Genomic DNA, 17480 nt, shown 5'->3' with positions numbered 1-17480 from the left:
GAGCAGCCCAGAGCGGCGGCCGATCCGGCGCAGGCTCCCCGGGCGGGCACCGGCCGGGCGTACCTGCTCCTTCACGCGCCACCGCCGCCGCACGACGCACTGACGCCGGCTCTGCCGGGGCCGCCCGAGCCGCGCGGTGGCGTACAGCATGTCGCCGCGGATTCCTTCGACGTCCCCGGCAGCCGCAGGGGCGCGCTCCCCGGCGTACGGGGCCCTCCGGGCAGGAACGCCGGTCCCACGACCGGTCATCCGTCCTGTTCTGCCGATCCGGCGCCGCGTCCTCACTGAGGTGAGGGCGCTCGACGCCCCACCGGAGGATTTCCATGACTGGCGCCACCACGGTGCGAGCGGTTCTGGCTGTCGCCGTCCTGCTCGTCTCCGTCTACATCAGCCTGACCATGTCGCCCAGACTCGGCCTCGATCTCCAGGGCGGCACCCGTATCGTGCTCCAGGCCCGGGACACCGCCACCGTCGAGGCGGACCGGGAGACCACCGACCGCACTCTGGAGGTGCTGCGGCAGCGCATCGACTCGCTGGGCGTCACCGAGCCGACCCTGACCCGGTCCGGCGAGGACCGGATCATCGTCGAACTGCCCGACGTCCAGGATCCGCGCCAGGCCGCCGAAGTGATCGGCCGGACGGCTCAGCTCACCTTCCACGCGGTCGAGGGCCCGGCGGCCGAAGAGCCGGACGAGAAGCCCTCGGGCTCCGACCCCAGCCCCCCTGCCGACCCCGATCGGCTGACCCTCCCCGACGAGCAGGGCCGTGTCCTCGACCTCGGCCCCGCCCGGCTCTCCGGCGCGGGCGTCGAGGACGCCACCGCGGGCTTCGAGGCGCAGGGAGGTGCGGGCTGGAGCGTCTCGCTGGAATTCCGCAAGGACGCCGGTCAGGACTGGAAGCGGCTGACCGGCGAGGCCGCCTGCCATCCCGCCGGGGACGACCGCCGGAGGGTCGCCATCGTCCTCGACGAGAAGGTCATCTCCTCGCCGCAGGTCGACCCCTCGGTCGGCTGCCGGGCCGGGCTGCCGTCCGGGGCCACCCAGATCACCGGCTCGTTCAGCGCGGACGAGGCACGTGACCTGGCGCTGCTCATCAAGGGCGGGGCGCTGCCCGTGCCCGTGGAGATCGTCGAGCAGCGCACCGTCGGCCCGACGCTCGGCGCGGCGGCCATCGACGCGAGTGCCCGGGCGGCCCTCATCGGCGCAGCCGCCACCGCGCTCTTCATCACGTTCGTCTACCGACTCTTCGGCGCGCTGGCCGCCGTGGCGCTGGCCGCGTACGGGGTGATCTCCTACGCCGCGCTCGTCGCCCTCGGTGTCACGCTGACGCTCCCGGGGCTCGCCGGTTTCGTCCTCGCGATCGGGATGGCGGTCGACGCGAACGTCCTGGTCTTCGAACGGGCCAGGGAGGAGTGCGCCGAACGGCCGAAACGCTCCCTGCGCTCCGCGCTGACCACCGGATTCACGAAGGCGTGGAGCGCGGTCGCCGACTCCAACGCGACCACGCTGATCGCGGCCGGACTGCTCTTCTTCCTGGGCTCGGGTCCCGTCAAGGGCTTCGGGGTCACCCTCGCCATCGGGGTCATCGCCTCGATGTTCTCCGCGCTGGTCATCGCCCGCGCGCTCACCGAGATCGCCGCCAACTCCCGCTTCGTCAGCGACTACCGGAGGGTCAACGGCATCGCGCGCCCCGGCGCCGTGCGGACCTGGCTGGTCCGCAAGGACCCGAAGCTCTTCCGGCAACCGATCCGCTGGCTCGTCGTCTCGGCGGCCCTGGTCGCCGTCGCGGTGGCCGGGATCGTGGTGCGCGGCGTCGATCTGGGCGTGGAGTTCACCGGGGGCCGGCTGGTGGAGTATTCCACCAGCCGCCCGGTCGACGTCGAGACGGCCCGGGACACGCTCGCCGCCGCCGGGTTCGGGGACGCCGAGGTCACCACGGCCGGGGAGGGCGACCTGTCCGTACGTACCGGGAAGCTCGACAACGACGGCGAACACGCCCTGCGGACCGCCCTCGCCGAGGAGGGCGGAGAGACGACGAAGGTACGGGACGAGCTGATCGGCCCGAGTCTCGGCGACGAACTGCGGCGCAACGCCCTGATCGCCCTGGGGGTCGCCGTCGCCGTTCAGCTGGCCTACCTGGCGGTCCGCTTCCGCTGGACGTTCGCCGTGGCCGCCGTCGGGGCCATGGTGCACGACGTGATCCTCGTGGTGGGGGCCTTCGCCTGGCTGGGCCGGCCGGTGGACGGCATCTTCCTGGCCGCCCTGCTCACCGTCATCGGCTACTCGGTCAACGACTCGGTGGTGGTCTTCGACCGGGTACGGGAGATGTGGGGGGCGAACCGGCGGACACCGCTGGACGCCATCGCCCGCCGGGCCGTCCTCCAGACCGTTCCGCGCACGGTGAACACCGGGATGGGCGCCCTGTTCATCCTGGCCGCCCTCGCGGTGCTGGGTGGCGACTCGCTCGCAGACTTCGCGCTCGCTCTGCTCATCGGCATCTGCGTCGGCACCTGGTCCTCGGTGTTCACCGCCGTACCCGGAGCACTCGTTCTGGAGCGGAACGCCGAGACCCCGCCGCCCGTCCCCGGGAAGCGGAAGGGCTCGGCACGCGGGCGCACGGGGGCGACCCGGCGCGACCCGCTCGACAACGGGGCACGCGTCTGAGGTGATCCCGTGCTCCGGTGCCACGACCAGCCGCCCCGGCCGGTCGTGGCGCCAGGGGCCGGCGGGGCGGACGGGGGCAGAGGTTCAGGGGGGGGGCAGAGGTCAGGACGGGACGTGGGCGTGCAGATAGGCGGCCGTCTCCCGGTCGGCGGGGAGGAACGTCTCGATGGCCAGCTCGGCCACCGTCACGTCCATCGGCGTGTTGAACGTCGCGATCGACGACACGAACGACAGGACCCGGCCCCCGTGTTCGAGCAGCATCGGCAGCGCGAACGCGGCGGAGCGCTCCCGCCCCGCACCGCCCGCACCGTCGGTGCGACGGTCCGCGCCGCCCGCCCGTGCGGGGGCCGGGTAGGCGGCCACCTCGTCGTACAGCTCACGCAGCTCCGGCGACCGTACGAGGGCGATCTGGCGGTCCATCTGCGCCAGCAGGTCCGCCCGCCACTCCGGGAGGTTCACGATGCGCGGGGCGAGCCCCTCCGGGTGAAGGGTGAGCCGCATGGCGTTCACCGGCGGGGCCAGCAGCTTCTCCGGCACCCCCTCCAGCAGCAGGGCGATCCCCCGATTGGCCGCCACCACCCCGTAGGTGCCGTCCACCACGAGCGCCGGATACGGCTCGTACGCCGCGAGCAGCCGGTCGAGGCTCTCCCGGAGAGAGGCCATCGCGGGGGCGTCGAGGGGCGTCTGCGCGTAGCGGGGCGCGTAACCGGCGACCACCAGGAGGGCGTTGCGTTCACGGACCGGGACGTCCAGCTGTTCGGCCAGCCGCAGGACCATGTCCTCGCTGGGCCGGGAGCGGCCCGTCTCGATGAACGAGATGTGGCGGGCCGAGGAGTCCGCGCGCAGAGCCAGCTCCAACTGGCTGATGCGCCGTTGTTCCCGCCAGTCCCGCAGCAGCGGCCCTACTCCCGTGTCGGGCAAGACAGTCGTCATGCCAAGACCGTAACGTCACCGGCGGGCCGGGGCCGGTACGGGCCGCCCCGGCCCGCTGTGACGCATGCGCCGATCCACCGAGACCCACGGGAGCCGTTCCATGAGCGCAGAACCGCTGTCGCCGAGCGAGATCGACCGCCGGCTGGAGAGCCTGCCCGGCTGGGCACTGGAAGGAGACCGGATCACCCGGACCTTCCGGCTGCCCTCGCACATCGCCGCCGCCGCGCTGACGGTCCACATCGCGCGGATCCAGGACGAGCTGAACCATCACTCCGACCTGACGCTCGGATACAACACGGTGGCCCTTTCGGTCCACACGCATGACGCGGGAGGCGCGGTCACCGAGAAGGACCTCGCGCTCGCCGCCCGCGTGGCGTCCGCCGCCCCGGCCCACGGAGCCGAATAGTCCGGCGGGACCGAACAGCCCGCCGCCGGGCCGCGCCGCGGTGGGCTGTTCGGTCCCGGCCCCGGCCCCGGCTCAGGCCACCGTGCCGAACCTCGGGTGCGCGCCGAGCCACTGCGCGTAGCTCGGGCTGCGTGACACCGCCTCGGCGTAGGCGGCGCGGGTCGCTCCGGCCACCGTCCCCGCTGCGGCGTCCGCGGCGGGGGAGTGCGGATGCCAGCCCACCAGATGACGCCAGCTGAGGGGCGCGCCGGCCAGCGGTCTGGTCACCAGGCCGGGCGTCGGCGGGAACGTCGCCCGGCACAGCCCTATCACCCGCCCCACCTGCACCAGATGGACGACGGAGGAGGTGTCCGTCTCGTACACCGACGCCGGGGTGAAGCCCGACCGCGCGCAGGCCGCGGTGAAGCAGTCGGCGAAGCAGCCGTCGCCGGGCACGTCCGCCCACCGCTCGTCCGCGAGCGCGGCGAGCTCCAGCTCCGCCTCACCGGCCAGGGAGTGATCCTCCGGCAGCATCACGAAGACCGGGTCCACCCCGACGACCTCCCAGACCAGCCGGTCCGCCAGCGGCGGCGAACTCTCGCCACACGTCCCGATCAGCGCGAAGTCCAGCCGGCCGTCGATCACCAGCGAGGCGATCTCGTCCACCGACCACGAGGTGTACGTCGACACCGGCACCGACGGGTGCGCGGCGGCCATCCGGTCCACCAGACCGCCGAGCAGCGGACCGTGCGTGCCGCCCAGCCGGAATCGGTCCAGCGACCCGGTGGCATTGGCGAACCGCACCGCCTCCGCCTGCAGTTCACTGACCGCGGGCAGCACCACCCGGGCCCGCTCCAGCACCAGTTCGCCGAGCGGGGTGGCGCGGGCTCCGGTGTGGTCGCGGTTGAAGAGAGCGCCCCCCAGGGCCTTCTCGATCCGCCGCAGCTGAGCGCTGAGAGCAGGCTGGGCAAGCCCCAGTGTGGCGGCGGCCTTGGTGAGGCTGCCCGTGTCGGCAATGGCACGGACCGTTCGCAGATGGCGCAACTCCAGCTCCATAAGGGCAAGTTATGGGCCCGGAAAGCACCCCGGCAATATGTGTGCTCCGCCTACCGTTCGGTCGGTGTACACGGGGGTACCCCGCCGGGCCGGCCGGCGGGGCACGGCGTTCCGGTTCAGCCGTGCCAGGCGCCGTCCCCGGCGGCCTCGCGGACGAAGACGGAGAAGTCCTTCGGCTCCCGTCCCAGGACCCGCCTCACATCGTCCGACGTCGCCGTGTTGTGGCCGTCCAGCAGCTTCGCGAACAGCTCGGCCAGGAATTCCGCCTCCGGACCGGACACCCCGAACTCCTCCAGCAGCGACGCGTACGCGGGCCCCGTCACCGGGACGTACCGCACCGCCCGGCCCGCCGCCCGGCCCAGCTCCTCGGCCGCCTCCGCGAACGTCAGGCTCCGGGGGCCCGTCAGCTCGTACACCGCCCCCGCGTGCCCGTCCCCGGTCAGCGCGGCCACCACGACATCGGCCAGGTCGTCGAGGTCCACGAGCGGTTCCGCCGTCGTGCCCGCGGGGAACGCCACCTCGCCGCCGAGCACACCGTCCAGCAGCGCGCCCTCGCTGAAGTTCTGCGCGAAGAACGCCGACCGCACGACGGTGACCTCCACCGTCCCGGCCGCCCCGCGCAGCGCCTCCTCGGCGACGGCCGCCAGAGGTTCGCCGCGACCCGACAGCAGCACCACCCTGCGCACCCCGCACGCCGCGGCGGTCCGCCCGAAGGCGGCCATGGCCTCCGCCGCTCCGGGCACCGCCAGGTCCGGGTAGTACGCCACATAGGCGGCCCGGGCGCCGCGCAGCGCCGCCGCCCAGCCCGATGTGTCCTGCCAGTCGAACGGGACCTCGCCCGTGCGCGAACCCGAGCGGACCGGCACCCCGAGGGCCGTCAGCCGCTCCACGACCCGACGGCCGGTCTTGCCGGTGCCGCTGGTCACCAGAACCGTTCCCGCGGCCACTGCCGCTCCCTGCTCAGTCCTCCGTCCCGCACCCCGTCCGCCGTCCTGGCCGTCGCTGTCGTCGTCTCGTCGTGTGAACGCGTTCTCCGTCATGGCTCCAGACTCCCGGGCCCGCGACCGCCCGGACATGCTCCAAAGCCTCAGCCGCCTACTCCTCCGTCCACGCGTCCCCACGTCCTCACCTCGTCACCTCCGCACGTCCACGCGTCTAGGCTGGCGCCATGGACGCTCTCGCCGGACTCCTGGACGGACCACGGGCCCGGGGCGCGTTCCTGCTCCGCATGGTGATGGAGCCGCCCTGGGCGATACGGGTCGAGGACCGGGCGCCGATCTGCCTCATGTCGGTCCGGCGCGGCACGGCCGTCATCGTTCCGTCCGACGGAGGCGAACCGGTCCGGCTCGGCCCCGGGGACATCGCGGTGGTCCGCGGCCCCGATCCGTACACCGTCGCCGACGCACCCGGGACGCCACCCCACGCGCTCGTCGGTCCCGGCGGCGCCTGCACCACGCTGCACGGCCGGCCGCTCTCCCAGGACATGGTGCTGAACGTACGGACCTGGGGAAACGCGGCCGATGGCGCTACGGCGGTCCTCGTCGGCACCTATCTGCTGGAGGGCGAGATCAGTCGCCGTCTGCTGGACGCCGTGCCCCCGCTGCTCACGGTGCCCGCCGACACGCGGACCCGGCCGTTGCTGGACCTGCTCGACGCGGAGATCGCCCAGGACGAGCCGGGCCAGCGCGTGGTCCTGGACCGTCTGCTGGACCTGCTGCTCATCGCCGTGCTCCGCGCCTGGTTCGCCCGGCCCGGGGCGGACGCTCCCGCCTGGTACCGCGCGATGGGCGACCCGGTCGTGGGCACGGCGCTGAGGCTGCTCCAGCACGAGCCCGCGCACCCCTGGACCGTCGCCGCGCTCGCCGCCCGCGCGGGGGTGTCCCGGGCCGGTCTCGCCCGGCGGTTCACCGAGCTGGTCGGGGAGCCGCCGATGGCGTACCTGACCGGCTGGCGGCTCGCCGTCGCGGCCGACCTGCTGCGCGAGAGCGACGCCACGGTGGAGGCCGTGGCCCGGAAGGTCGGCTACGGCACCCCCTTCGCCTTCAGCGCCGCGTTCAAGAGGGTCAGGGGTGTCAGCCCGCAGGAGTACCGCGGCAGCCCGCCGGGGAACCACCGCGACTTGCCGGATCGGCAACGTGGTTTGCCGAGAGGTCGTCCATTGGGGAGGCTGAGTCCATGAACAGCCACGCCGGTCACGGCCACCACGACGCGTACGCACCCGCCTCGCCCGCACCCGCCCATGCCCACGCCCACGCTCATGCTCATGCCCACGCTCATGCCCACGGATCGGGTGGCGGTCCGGCGACGGACATCGACTGGGACGTCCTGGGCCCCCTCCTGGAGCAGGAGGCCGAACTCAACGGCGCGCAGTACGAGGAGGCGGCCCGCTGGATCGCGGCCCTGCCCACCGCGCCGAAGGTCCGCCGGGTCCTGGACGTCGGCAGCGGCCCCGGAGTCGTCTCCTGCCTGCTGGCCGAGGTCTTCCCGGAGGCCGAGGTGGTGGCGGTGGACGCCACACCCGCTCTCCTGGAACGCGCGAAGAACCGCGCGCGACGCCTCGGCGTGATCGACCGCTTCCAGACCCTGGAGGCCGAACTCCCCGAAGACTTCAACCGTTTGGGCGAGGCTGATCTGATCTGGGCGGGCAACTCCCTGCACCACCTGGGCGATCAGCGCGCCGCTCTGGCAGGCTTCGCCGGGCTCCTGCGGTCCGGCGGCACGGTCGCGCTCGTCGAGGGTGGACTCCCCACCCGGCGGCTGCCCCGAGACATCGGCATTGGACAGCCCGGCCTGGAGGCCCGTATGGGCGCGGCCGCCGCCACGCGCTTCGAGCACATGCGGTCCGAACTCCCGGCCGCGAAGCGGGAGACCGAGGACTGGAGCGCGCTCTTCTCCGCGGTCGGCCTCGTCCCGCAGGGCACCCGAAGCTTCCTCCTCGACCTGCCCGCCCCGCTTTCCCGCCCCGCCCGCGACCATGTCGTCGCGAGCATCACCCGCGAGCGGGAGGTGCTCGGCGAGCTGGTGACGGCCGAGGACAGCGCGGTACTGGACCGTCTGCTGGACCCCGAGGACCCCGAAGGCCTTTACCACCGCCCCGACGTCCACCTGCTCACCGCCCGCACGGTGCACCTGGGCCGACGGCCCTAGGTGTATTGACCCGCAGGGTTGTTGACGCGGGTGATCCAGTGAGGATCAGCTGACAGGCGTCGCCCGCGGCACCGGCTCCAACCGCCACCACTGGAAGGGGGAGTCGGTGTCCTCCCACTGCTGAACCGTGCCCCCGGCCTCGGTGGAACGGTCCGCGACCTCCATGACGAGGCCGCTGATGAAGCTCACCAGCGTCACCGTCCCGGGCGCCTCCGGGTGCTGCTCGATCAGCCACTCCTGGGCGCCGAAGTTGTTGGCCTTCCACTGCTGGATCCGGGTGCCGTTCTCCGTGTCGGCGTTAGCCACGTCCAGCCGCTTCCCGCTGTGTTCGTTGACCAGGTGGAAGAGGGCCGCGCCCTCGTGCACCGGGGCCAGCCGCCACACCTGCGCGGCCGTCCCGTCGTCCTTGCCCTGCTGGACCCGTGCCCCGCTGCCCTTGGCCGCGCCGTACACCTCCAGCACCAGCTTGCTGCCGACGTTGCGCAGGCGGTACGGACCCGCCTCGACGACGGGCGCGAGTTCGCCGCTCATGTTCCCTGTCTCCCCGGTTCGACGTGTGTACTGCGGGCCGGCGTCCCGGCTGACGACGGCGCCCCCACCGGGATCACGGTGGGGGCGCCGTCGCCGGACGCTCAGGCGCCGGCGCTGAACTCCGCCGGGTCGGGGCCGAGCCGCTTGCCCTCGTCCAGGGCCGCGAAGGCGGCGAGGTCGTCGGCGTCCAGCTCGAAGCCGAACACATCGAGGTTCTCCTCGATCCGCGACGGTGTCACGGACTTCGGGATCGCGATGTTGCCGGTCTGCAGATGCCAGCGCAGCACCGCCTGGGCGGGCGTACGGCCGTGCTTCTGGGCGATGGCGACGACCGTCGGCACCTCCAGCAGGCCCTTGCCCTGGCCCAGCGGCGACCACGCCTCGGTGGCGATGCCGTGATCGGCGTGGAAGGCGCGGAGCTCGGCCTGCTGGAGCTGCGGGTGCAGCTCGATCTGGTTGACGGCCGGGACCACGGACGTCTCGGCGAGCAGCCGCTTGAGGTGCTCGGGGTGGAAGTTCGACACACCGATGGCCTTCGCGCGGCCGTCGGCGAGGATCTTCTCCAACGCCTGGTACGTCTCGGTGTACGCGTCCTTCGCCGGGACCGGCCAGTGGATCAGGTACAGGTCGACGTAGTCCAGGCCGAGCTTGTCCAGCGAGGCGTCGAAGGCGCGCAGGGCACGGTCGTGGCCCTGCTCGCCGTTCCACAGCTTCGTGGTGACGAAGAGCTCGTCGCGGGCGACGCCGGAGGCGGCGATGGCCTTGCCGGTGCCGGTCTCGTTCTCGTAGACCGCGGCGGTGTCGATGCTCCGGTACCCGGTCTCGATGGCCGTGGCGACCGCCCTCTCCGCCTCGTCGTCCGGCACCTGCCAGACACCGAAACCGAGCTGCGGCATGTCGAGGCCGTTGTTGAGGGTGATGGAGGGGACCTGGCTCACGAGCGGTCGATCCTAACGTCGTCGGTGGATACTCCCCACGACAACGACCGGGCGGGTCCAGGCATTCCCGCCCCCGGGGTGCCACCGGGCCAGCGGCCCGCCCCGCCCCCGGGTCAGTGGTACAGCGCGTCGACCTCGACCGCGTACGCCGTCTCGATCGCCTTGCGCTTCAGCTTCAGCGAGGGCGTCAGCAGCCCCAGTTCCTCGGTGAACGGATGGGCCAGGATCCGGAACGTACGGATCGACTCGGCCTGGGACACCGCCGTGTTGGCGGCCACCACCGCCCGGCGGACCTCCATCTCCAGGTCCGGGTCCCGCACCAGGTCGGCCGGGTCGAGCGGGGTGCGGCCCCGCATCGACAGCCAGTGGTCCACGGACTCCTGGTCGACGGTGACGAGCGCCGCGATGTACGGGCGGTCGTTGCCGACGACGATGCACTGCGCCACCAGCGGATGCGCCCGGACGCGTTCCTCCAGACCGGCGGGGGAGACGCTCTTGCCGCCGGACGTCACCAGGATCTCCTTCTTCCGCCCGGTGATCGTCAGATAGCCGTCCGCGTCCAGCGCACCGAGGTCCCCGGTGGCGAGCCAGCCGTCCCGCAGCACCGTCCGGCTGGCCCCGGGGTTGCCCAGATAGCCGGAGAACACGTTCGGCCCGTGCACCCACACCTCGCCGTCGTCCGCGATGTGCACCGACGTCCCCGGAATCGGCTGCCCGACCGTCCCGTACCGGGTGCGCTCGGGCGGGTTCGCCGTCGCCGCCGCGGTCGACTCGGTCAGCCCGTACCCCTCGAAGACGCTCACTCCGGCGCCCGCGAAGAACAGCCCGAGCCGGCGGTCCATGCCCGAGCCGCCCGACATCGCGTGCCGCACCCGGCCGCCCATCGCGTCGCGGACCTTCTTGTACACGACCTTGTCGAAGAACTGGTGCTGCATCCGCAGCCCTGCCGAAGGCCCCGGCCCGTCCCCGAACGCCTTCTGCTCCATGGCCTCGGCGTACTTCACCGCGATGTCGACGGCCTTGTCGAACGGCCCGGCCCGGTCCTCCGCCTCGGCCTTGCGCCGGGCCCCGTTGAACACCTTCTCGAAGATGTACGGCACCGCCAGGATGAACGTCGGCCGGAACGTCACCAGGTCCGGCATCAGCGCGTTCGCGGACAGCTCCGGCTGATGGCCGAGCTTGACCCGGCCGCGGACCGCGGCGATCTCGACCATCCGCCCGAAGACGTGGGCCAGCGGCAGGAACAGGAGCGTGGCCGCCTCGTCGCCGGGCCTGGAGTGGAACACCGGCTCCCAGCGCGTGACCATCGTGTCGCTCTCGAACATGAAGTTCGCGTGGGTGATCACGCAGCCCTTGGGGCGGCCCGTCGTCCCCGAGGTGTAGATGACGGTCGCCACGGAATCGGGCGTCACCGCACGCCGGTGCCGCTGCACCACCTCGTCGTCGATGCCCGCGCCCGCCCCGAACAGCTCGTCCACCGCTCCGGCGTCCAGCTGCCACAGCCGCAGCAGACGCGGCAGCCGGTCGATCACCGAACCGACGGTCATCGCGTGGTCCTCGTGCTCGACCATCACCGCCACCACCTCGGCGTCGTGCAGCATCCACAGGACCTGCTCGGCGGATGAGGTCGGGTAGATCGGCACCGACTGGGCCCCGACGGTCCAGAGCGCGAAGTCGAAGAGCGTCCACTCGTAGCGCGTGCGGGACATCAGCGCGACCCGGTCGCCGAACCGCACCCCGTGCGCGATCAGTCCTTTGGCCAGAGCCAGCACCTGATCGCGGAAGTCCCCGGAGGTCACATCACGCCACTGGCCACCGGCGTCCTTGCGGCCGAGGGCGACCCGGTGCGGATCGTCCTCCGCGTAGTCGAAGACCACATCGGCCAGACCGCCGACCAGAGGTGCCGCCGGCAGGGGTGGGACAGTGAAATCGCGCAATGACATGCTCCTCGTGGCGCTCCGCACAGCGCCGCGACGCTACCCCAAGCGGGGGCCCGGCGGGAGGGGACCGGGCGCTCCGCACACCGTGCCGTCCGCCCAGGTCGACCGTCGAAATCCGGCCAGATGGGCAAGGCTCGGGCGTCCGGCCGGCCCAGTTCTGACGGAGGGGTAAGCGGCTCGCGCCGGAATCTCCACCGAATCCGACCGTCGCGGCCACTGCGACCGCTCCGATCGCCGCGACCGCGGCCGGTCCGCGGAGTGGCACGGACTCTCCCCGCCGCCGCTCCCGCGGTGCGGCCGGCGGCAGTGGCTACCGACCCTCCCCGCCGCCGGTCCCGCGGTGCAGCCGGTCGCCGCCCGCCAGGATCGCGGAGGCCAGCGCGTCTGCCGCCTCCTGGGCCGCACCCCGTCGGTTCCCGTGCAGGAGTACGAAGTCGACGCCGCCGAGCTCCGGCAAACCTGCCCTGGCCGGAACCGGCGCCAGCCCCGGCGGGACCATCCCCCGGGAGTGCGCCATCACCCCCAGGCCCGCCCGCGCCGCCGCGACCAGACCGCTCAGGCTCGTACTCGTACAGGCGATCCGCCAGGCCCGCCCGTGCTCCTCCAGCACCTCCAGGGCGCGGGCCCGGGTGATGGCCGGTGGCGGGAAGACGACCAGCGGCACGGGGCGCTCCGGATCGACGCGCAGCTGCGGCGCGCCGATCCAGTCCAGCGCGTCCTGCCACATCAGCTCACCGTGGGTGTCACCGGTCCGCCGCTTCGCCAGCACCAGATCCAGCCGGCCCGCCGCGAGCTGCCGGTGCAGCGTCCCGGACAGCTCCACGGTGAGCTGGAGCTCGACCTCCGGATGGTCACGGCGGAAGGACTCCAGGATCTCGGGAAGCCGGGTCAACACGAAGTCCTCGGAGGCCCCGAACCGCAGCCGGCCGCGCAGCCGGGTGCCCGCGAAGAACGCCGCGGCCCGCTCGTGCGCCGACAGGATCGTCCGGGCGAAGCCGAGCATCGCCTCGCCGTCCTCGGTGAGATCGACGCGATGGGTGTCGCGGGTGAACAGCTGGCGGCCGGCCGCCCCCTCCAGCCGCCGCACATGCTGGCTGACCGTGGACTGGCGGATCCCCAGCCTGCGCGCGGCCTGGGTGAAGCTCAGCGTCTGGGCCACGGCGAGGAAGGTACGCAGCTGGGCGGGGTCGTACGTGGCGTCCATGGACCCAGGTTATCGGGATCCGTGATGACAGTCAGAGCGGTATGCGTGATTCCTGATGGCAGGGCGCGGGAGCAGGATGGATGCCGACACGGCCCGCTGCCCGCCCGCACGACCGACCGCCCGCACGACCGGCCGCACGCACGCCCGGCCGCACGCAGGCAGCGGCACGCAACGCCGTCCGCCCGGCACGGCGGCCGACCCCTGGAGACCCCGAGCAGATGACGCGCCGCATCCCGAGACCGCCGTCCTGGCCGCCGGTCGACCCCTACATCCTGGCGCTGGCCGCGACCGTGGCCCTCGCGGCGCTGCTGCCCGCCCGGGGAACCGCCGCCGATGTGGCGGGCGGGGCCTCCACCGGCGCGGTCTCCCTGCTGTTCTTCCTCTACGGGGCGCGGCTCTCCACGGCCGAGGCGCTCGACGGGCTCAAGCACTGGCGCCTCCACCTCACCGTCCTGGCCTGCACCTTCGTCCTCTTCCCGCTGCTGGGGCTGGCGAGCGGCGTGCTGGTGCCGTACGTGCTGACGCCCGAGCTCCAGGCGGGCTTCCTCTTCCTCTGCCTGGTCCCCTCGACGATCCAGTCGTCCATCGCCTTCACCTCGATCGCCCGGGGGAACGTGCCCGCCGCGATCTGCGCCGGGTCCTTCTCCAGCCTCGCCGGGATCCTCGCGACCCCGCTGCTCGCCGCGCTGCTCCTCGGTTCGGCCGGGGGCGGGTTCTCGGCGGACTCCCTGCTGAAGATCGCGCTCCAGCTGCTCGTCCCGTTCCTCGCCGGACAGCTGCTGCGCCGATGGGTCGGCGGTTTCCTCGCCCGGCACAGAAAGGTTCTCGGCCTGGTCGACCGGGGGTCGATCCTGCTCGTCGTCTACAGCGCGTTCAGCGAGGGGATGGCCGCCGGCGTCTGGCACCAGGTCACCCCGGCCCGGCTCGGCGCGCTGCTCGCCGCCGAGGCGGTCCTGCTGGCGCTGATGCTCACCGTGAGCTGGTACGGGGCGCGGCGGCTCGGGTTCGGCCGGGCGGACCGGATCGCCATCCAGTTCGCCGGGTCGAAGAAGAGTCTGGCGGCCGGGCTGCCGATGGCGAGCGTGATCTTCGGGGCGCACGCGAGCCTGGCGGTGCTGCCGCTGATGCTCTTCCACCAGCTGCAGCTGATGGTCTGCGCGGTGATCGCCAAACGCCGCTCCCGCGATCCCGAGCCGTCCCAGGACCCGGCGGTTACGGTAGCCGGTAGCGAGGAAGCGCCCTGAGCGACGAGGAAGCGCCATGAAGGACGAGCCCGGTACGCCCGCCGACGATTTTCCGCACGGGGTGGGAAATCCGGCCCGACGCGCCCTGCGGGCGGCGGGCCATACCCGCCTCGCCCAGCTCACGACCGTGACCGCCGGGGAGCTGCTCGCTCTCCACGGGGTCGGCCCGAAGGCGATCCGGGTCCTCCGCGAGGCGCTGGCCGCCGAGGGCCTGGCCTTCGCGGGGGAGTGAGGCCCGTACGAGCCCGGGTCTCCCGCTCCGGGCCCTCTGGCCGGGTCTCCCGCTCAGCCCTCCCGCTCCGGATCTCAGCCGCTCCGCGCCTCAGCCCTGGTGGGCCGCCGCCTCCAGCGCGATCCGGTGCTCACCGGCGTACACGTTCATCGACGGGCCACGCAGGAAGCCGACCAGCGTCAGGCCGCTCTCCGCTGCCAGGTCCACGGCCAGCGACGACGGCGCCGAAACCGCCGCGAGCACCGGGATCCCCGCCATCACCGCCTTCTGCGCCAGCTCGAAGGAGGCCCGCCCCGACACCAGCAGGACGGCCCGCGACAGGGGCAGCCGGTGGTCTGTCAGCGCCCGCCCCACCAGCTTGTCGACCGCGTTGTGGCGGCCGACGTCCTCGCGGACGTCCCGGAGTTCGCCCTCCTCGGAGAACAGCGCGGCGGCATGCAGGCCGCCCGTCCGGTCGAAGACCCGCTGCGCGGCCCGCAACCGGTCCGGGAGGGCGGACAGCAGCTCCGGGGTGACCCGCACCGGGGGTACGTCGGCCACGGGGTGCCGGGTCGTGGTGCGTACCGCGTCAAGGCTCGCCTTGCCGCACAGACCGCACGAGGAGGTGGTGTAGACGTTCCGCTCCAGCGTGATGTCGGGGACCCGGACCCCGGGCGCGAGCCTCACGTCCACCACGTTGTAGCTGTTCACACCGTCCGCCGTCGCCCCGGCGCAGTAGACGATCGACTGCACCTCGTCCGCCTCCGCGATCACCCCCTCGCTGACGAGGAAGCCCGCCGCCAGCGCGAAATCGTCGCCCGGCGTACGCATCGTGATGGCCAGCGGACGGCCGTTCAGGCGGATCTCCAGGGGTTCCTCCGCCACCAGGGTGTCCGCGCGGGAGGAGACGGCACCGTCCCGGATGCGGAGGGTGCGGCGGCGTTCGGTGGCCCGTCCCATGGATGTGAACCCCGATTCTGTTCGTGTGCGATGGCTTCTGTCCGTATGGTCGGAAGCCGGGACCTGATCGTCATTGTCCGGCACCCGCACCGGCGCGTCGCAGGCACGGCCTTTACATGCCGACCAGGCTGTTGTCAACGCTCCAACGTGTGGGCCGGATTCCTGTGGGATCACGTGCCCCTGTACCCGGCGGTAGCGACCAAGACTGGATGGCTCCTGCCCTACCCGACGATGGGAACCCGTATGACCGGCTCACGTGTCGTGGCGCTCGGCCACTACCAGCCCGCCAAGGTGCTCACGAACGATGATCTGGCGGCCATGGTCGACACGAGCGACGAGTGGATCACCAGCCGGGTCGGTATCAAGACCCGCCACGTGGGTGGCCCCGACGAGCCGGTGGACGAGATGGCCGCGCACGCGGGAGCCAAGGCGCTGGCCACGGCCGGGCTGGTGCCCTCGGAGATCGATCTGGTCCTCGTCGCCACCTCCACCGCGATCGACCGGTCCCCGAGCATGGCGGCGCGGGTCGCGGCGCGGCTCGGCATGGGCTCACCCGCCGTGATGGACATCAACGTGGTGTGCTCCGGCTTCACGCACGCGCTGGCCACCGCCGACCACGCCATCCGCGCCGGCGCGGCGACCCGGGCCCTGGTCATCGGCGCCGACAAGATGGCCGACATCGCGGACTGGACCGACCGCTCCACCTGCGTCCTGCTCGGCGACGGCGCGGGCGCCGCGGTCGTCACCGCCGACCCGACGGCCCCCGACACCCCGGACGGGCCCGGCATCGGACCGGTGCTGTGGGGCTCCGTGCCGGAGATGGGCAACGCGGTCCGGATCGAGGGGACGCCGCCGCGCTTCGCGCAGGAGGGCCAGTCCGTCTACCGCTGGGCCACCACTCAGCTCCCCCCGATCGCCCGCCGGGTCTGCGAGAAGGCGGGGATCGCCCCCGAGGACCTGGCCGCCGTCGTCCTGCACCAGGCCAACCTGCGGATCATCGAGCCGGTCGCCCGCAAGATCGGCGCGGTCAACGCCGTCATCGCCCGGGACGTGGTGGACTCCGGCAACACCTCGGCCGCCTCCATCCCGATGGCCCTGTCCAAGCTGGTCGAGCGCGGCGAGGTCGCCTCCGGCGCGCCCGTCCTGCTCTTCGGATTCGGCGGAAACCTCTCCTACGCCGGTCAGGTCATCCGCTGCCCCTGACCGTTACCCGGGCGTCCGGGTGACCTCTGACCGAGGACCTTTGTCCTGGGTGTGGAGAAAGTTGGCATGGATTCCTGCGCAACTTCTTCCCACTCCGGGAAAGCGCTGCTACGTTCCCCTCGAAAGCCCGACGGACTGGCCGATGTGGCGGGGAGGGACGCGTGAGACGCATGACGGCACGACCCGCGAACGCGCATCAGGCACGGCTGCTCCGGCTGCTGCGCGACGGGGGCCCCAACTCCCGTGCGCAACTGGGTGATCAGGTCGAGCTGTCGCGCTCGAAGCTCGCCGTCGAGGTGGACCGGCTGCTGGACACCGGCCTGGTGGTGGCCGACGGGCTCGCCGCATCGCGCGGCGGGCGCCGCTCGCACAACATCCGGCTCGCTCCCGAACTGCGTTTCCTCGGGGTCGATATCGGCGCCACCTCGATAGACGTGGCCGTCACCAACGCGGAGCTGGAGGTACTGGGACACCTCAACCACCCGATGGACGTGCGCGAGGGCCCCGTCGCCGTCTTCGAGCAGGTCCTGTCGTTGGCCGCCAAACTGCGGGCCTCCGGGCTCGCGGAGGGCTTCGACGGCGCGGGCATCGGGGTCCCCGGCCCCGTCCGGTTTCCCGAGGGCGTGCCGGTCGCGCCGCCGATCATGCCCGGCTGGGACGGGTTCCCGGTCCGCGAGGCGCTCAGCCAGGAGCTGGGCTGCCCCGTCATGGTCGACAACGACGTGAACCTCATGGCGATGGGGGAGCAGCACGCGGGCGTGGCCCGTTCCGTCGGCGACTTCCTCTGCGTCAAGATCGGTACGGGCATCGGCTGCGGCATCGTCGTCGGCGGCGAGGTCTACCGCGGTACGACCGGCAGCGCCGGGGACATCGGGCACATCCAGGTGGACCCGGACGGCCGGGCCTGCGCCTGCGGCAACAAGGGTTGCCTGGAGGCCCACTTCAGCGGCGCCGCCCTCGCGCGGGACGCGGAGGACGCGGCCCGGGAGGGCCGCTCGCCGGAACTCGCCGCCCGGCTGGAGGCGGCGGGCAGCCTCACCGCCGTCTGTCTCTTATACACATCTC

16 protein-coding genes are annotated in these 17480 nt (G+C 72.7%); 8 read left to right on the top strand and 8 right to left on the bottom strand.

The features are described from left to right. The first annotated feature begins 323 nt into the window (after window positions 1-323). Window positions 324-2663, top strand: coding sequence for a protein translocase subunit SecD (secD, locus tag CR470_RS25280; protein ID WP_097869837.1), 2340 nt, complete (start codon window positions 324-326; stop codon window positions 2661-2663). A gap of 102 nt (window positions 2664-2765) precedes the next feature. On the opposite strand, the gene CR470_RS25275 is transcribed toward secD, so the two are convergent. Further along, complete coding sequence (locus CR470_RS25275; protein ID WP_097869836.1) at window positions 2766-3596, bottom strand: helix-turn-helix domain-containing protein; 831 nt, start codon at window positions 3594-3596, stop codon at window positions 2766-2768. A 100-nt stretch (window positions 3597-3696) separates the two neighbouring features. Between CR470_RS25275 and CR470_RS25270 the strand changes: the two genes are divergently transcribed. After that, the gene (locus CR470_RS25270) at window positions 3697-4002 is read left to right on the top strand and encodes a 4a-hydroxytetrahydrobiopterin dehydratase (RefSeq protein ID WP_097869835.1); all 306 of its coding nucleotides are present in this window, start codon (window positions 3697-3699) and stop codon (window positions 4000-4002) included. A 72-nt stretch (window positions 4003-4074) separates the two neighbouring features. On the opposite strand, the gene CR470_RS25265 is transcribed toward CR470_RS25270, so the two are convergent. Next, window positions 4075-5037: a LysR family transcriptional regulator gene (locus CR470_RS25265; RefSeq protein WP_097869834.1), complete on the bottom strand. Its 963-nt coding sequence runs from the start codon at window positions 5035-5037 to the stop codon at window positions 4075-4077. A 116-nt stretch (window positions 5038-5153) separates the two neighbouring features. Beyond that, window positions 5154-6077 (bottom strand): NmrA family transcriptional regulator, encoded by a 924-nt coding sequence (locus tag CR470_RS25260; protein ID WP_097869833.1) that lies wholly within the window; start codon window positions 6075-6077, stop codon window positions 5154-5156. A gap of 128 nt (window positions 6078-6205) precedes the next feature. Between CR470_RS25260 and CR470_RS25255 the strand changes: the two genes are divergently transcribed. Next, window positions 6206-7216, top strand: a complete 1011-nt coding sequence (locus CR470_RS25255) for an AraC family transcriptional regulator (protein ID WP_097869832.1) — start codon at window positions 6206-6208, stop codon at window positions 7214-7216. Continuing rightward, complete coding sequence (locus CR470_RS25250; RefSeq protein WP_097869831.1) at window positions 7213-8184, top strand: class I SAM-dependent methyltransferase; 972 nt, start codon at window positions 7213-7215, stop codon at window positions 8182-8184. The genes CR470_RS25255 and CR470_RS25250 overlap by 4 nt, the downstream gene beginning before the upstream one ends. Before the next feature lie 45 nt (window positions 8185-8229). Here CR470_RS25250 and CR470_RS25245 read toward each other — a convergent pair whose 3' ends face one another. The 4 genes from CR470_RS25245 to CR470_RS25230 all read right to left on the bottom strand — a co-directional run bounded on the left by CR470_RS25245 (window position 8230) and on the right by CR470_RS25230 (window position 12797). Next, complete coding sequence (locus tag CR470_RS25245) at window positions 8230-8715, bottom strand: RICIN domain-containing protein (protein ID WP_097869830.1); 486 nt, start codon at window positions 8713-8715, stop codon at window positions 8230-8232. A 101-nt stretch (window positions 8716-8816) separates the two neighbouring features. Further along, window positions 8817-9653, bottom strand: a complete 837-nt coding sequence (locus CR470_RS25240; RefSeq protein WP_097869829.1) for an aldo/keto reductase — start codon at window positions 9651-9653, stop codon at window positions 8817-8819. Window positions 9654-9766: 113 nt separating this feature from the next. After that, window positions 9767-11566: an AMP-dependent synthetase/ligase gene (locus CR470_RS25235; protein WP_097869838.1), complete on the bottom strand. Its 1800-nt coding sequence runs from the start codon at window positions 11564-11566 to the stop codon at window positions 9767-9769. Window positions 11567-11903: 337 nt separating this feature from the next. Further along, window positions 11904-12797: a LysR family transcriptional regulator gene (locus CR470_RS25230; protein ID WP_097869828.1), complete on the bottom strand. Its 894-nt coding sequence runs from the start codon at window positions 12795-12797 to the stop codon at window positions 11904-11906. Between the two features lie 218 nt (window positions 12798-13015). Here CR470_RS25230 and CR470_RS25225 point away from each other — a divergent pair, with 218 nt between their 5' ends. Beyond that, on the top strand, window positions 13016-14041 hold the full coding sequence (locus CR470_RS25225; protein WP_097869827.1) for a bile acid:sodium symporter family protein: 1026 nt from the start codon (window positions 13016-13018) through the stop codon (window positions 14039-14041). A gap of 16 nt (window positions 14042-14057) precedes the next feature. Next, on the top strand, window positions 14058-14273 hold the full coding sequence (locus tag CR470_RS25220) for a DNA-binding protein (protein WP_097869826.1): 216 nt from the start codon (window positions 14058-14060) through the stop codon (window positions 14271-14273). A 90-nt stretch (window positions 14274-14363) separates the two neighbouring features. On the opposite strand, the gene fdhD is transcribed toward CR470_RS25220, so the two are convergent. Further along, entirely contained in the window at window positions 14364-15212 is an 849-nt protein-coding gene (gene fdhD / locus CR470_RS25215; RefSeq protein WP_097869825.1) for a formate dehydrogenase accessory sulfurtransferase FdhD, read from the bottom strand. Window positions 15213-15455: 243 nt separating this feature from the next. Between fdhD and CR470_RS25210 the strand changes: the two genes are divergently transcribed. Both CR470_RS25210 and CR470_RS25205 read left to right on the top strand, forming a co-directional pair. Beyond that, window positions 15456-16415 (top strand): beta-ketoacyl-ACP synthase III, encoded by a 960-nt coding sequence (locus tag CR470_RS25210; protein WP_097869824.1) that lies wholly within the window; start codon window positions 15456-15458, stop codon window positions 16413-16415. Window positions 16416-16585: 170 nt separating this feature from the next. Continuing rightward, the coding region (locus CR470_RS25205; protein WP_107489497.1) for an ROK family transcriptional regulator at window positions 16586-17480 on the top strand (895 nt) is incomplete at its 3' end.

Source organism: Streptomyces sp. rh34 (assembly GCF_002551245.1).
GTDB lineage: Bacteria > Actinomycetota > Actinomycetes > Streptomycetales > Streptomycetaceae > Streptomyces.
Note: the sequence above shows the minus strand (reverse complement) of the source record. Positions and strands in the feature narration are given on the sequence as shown.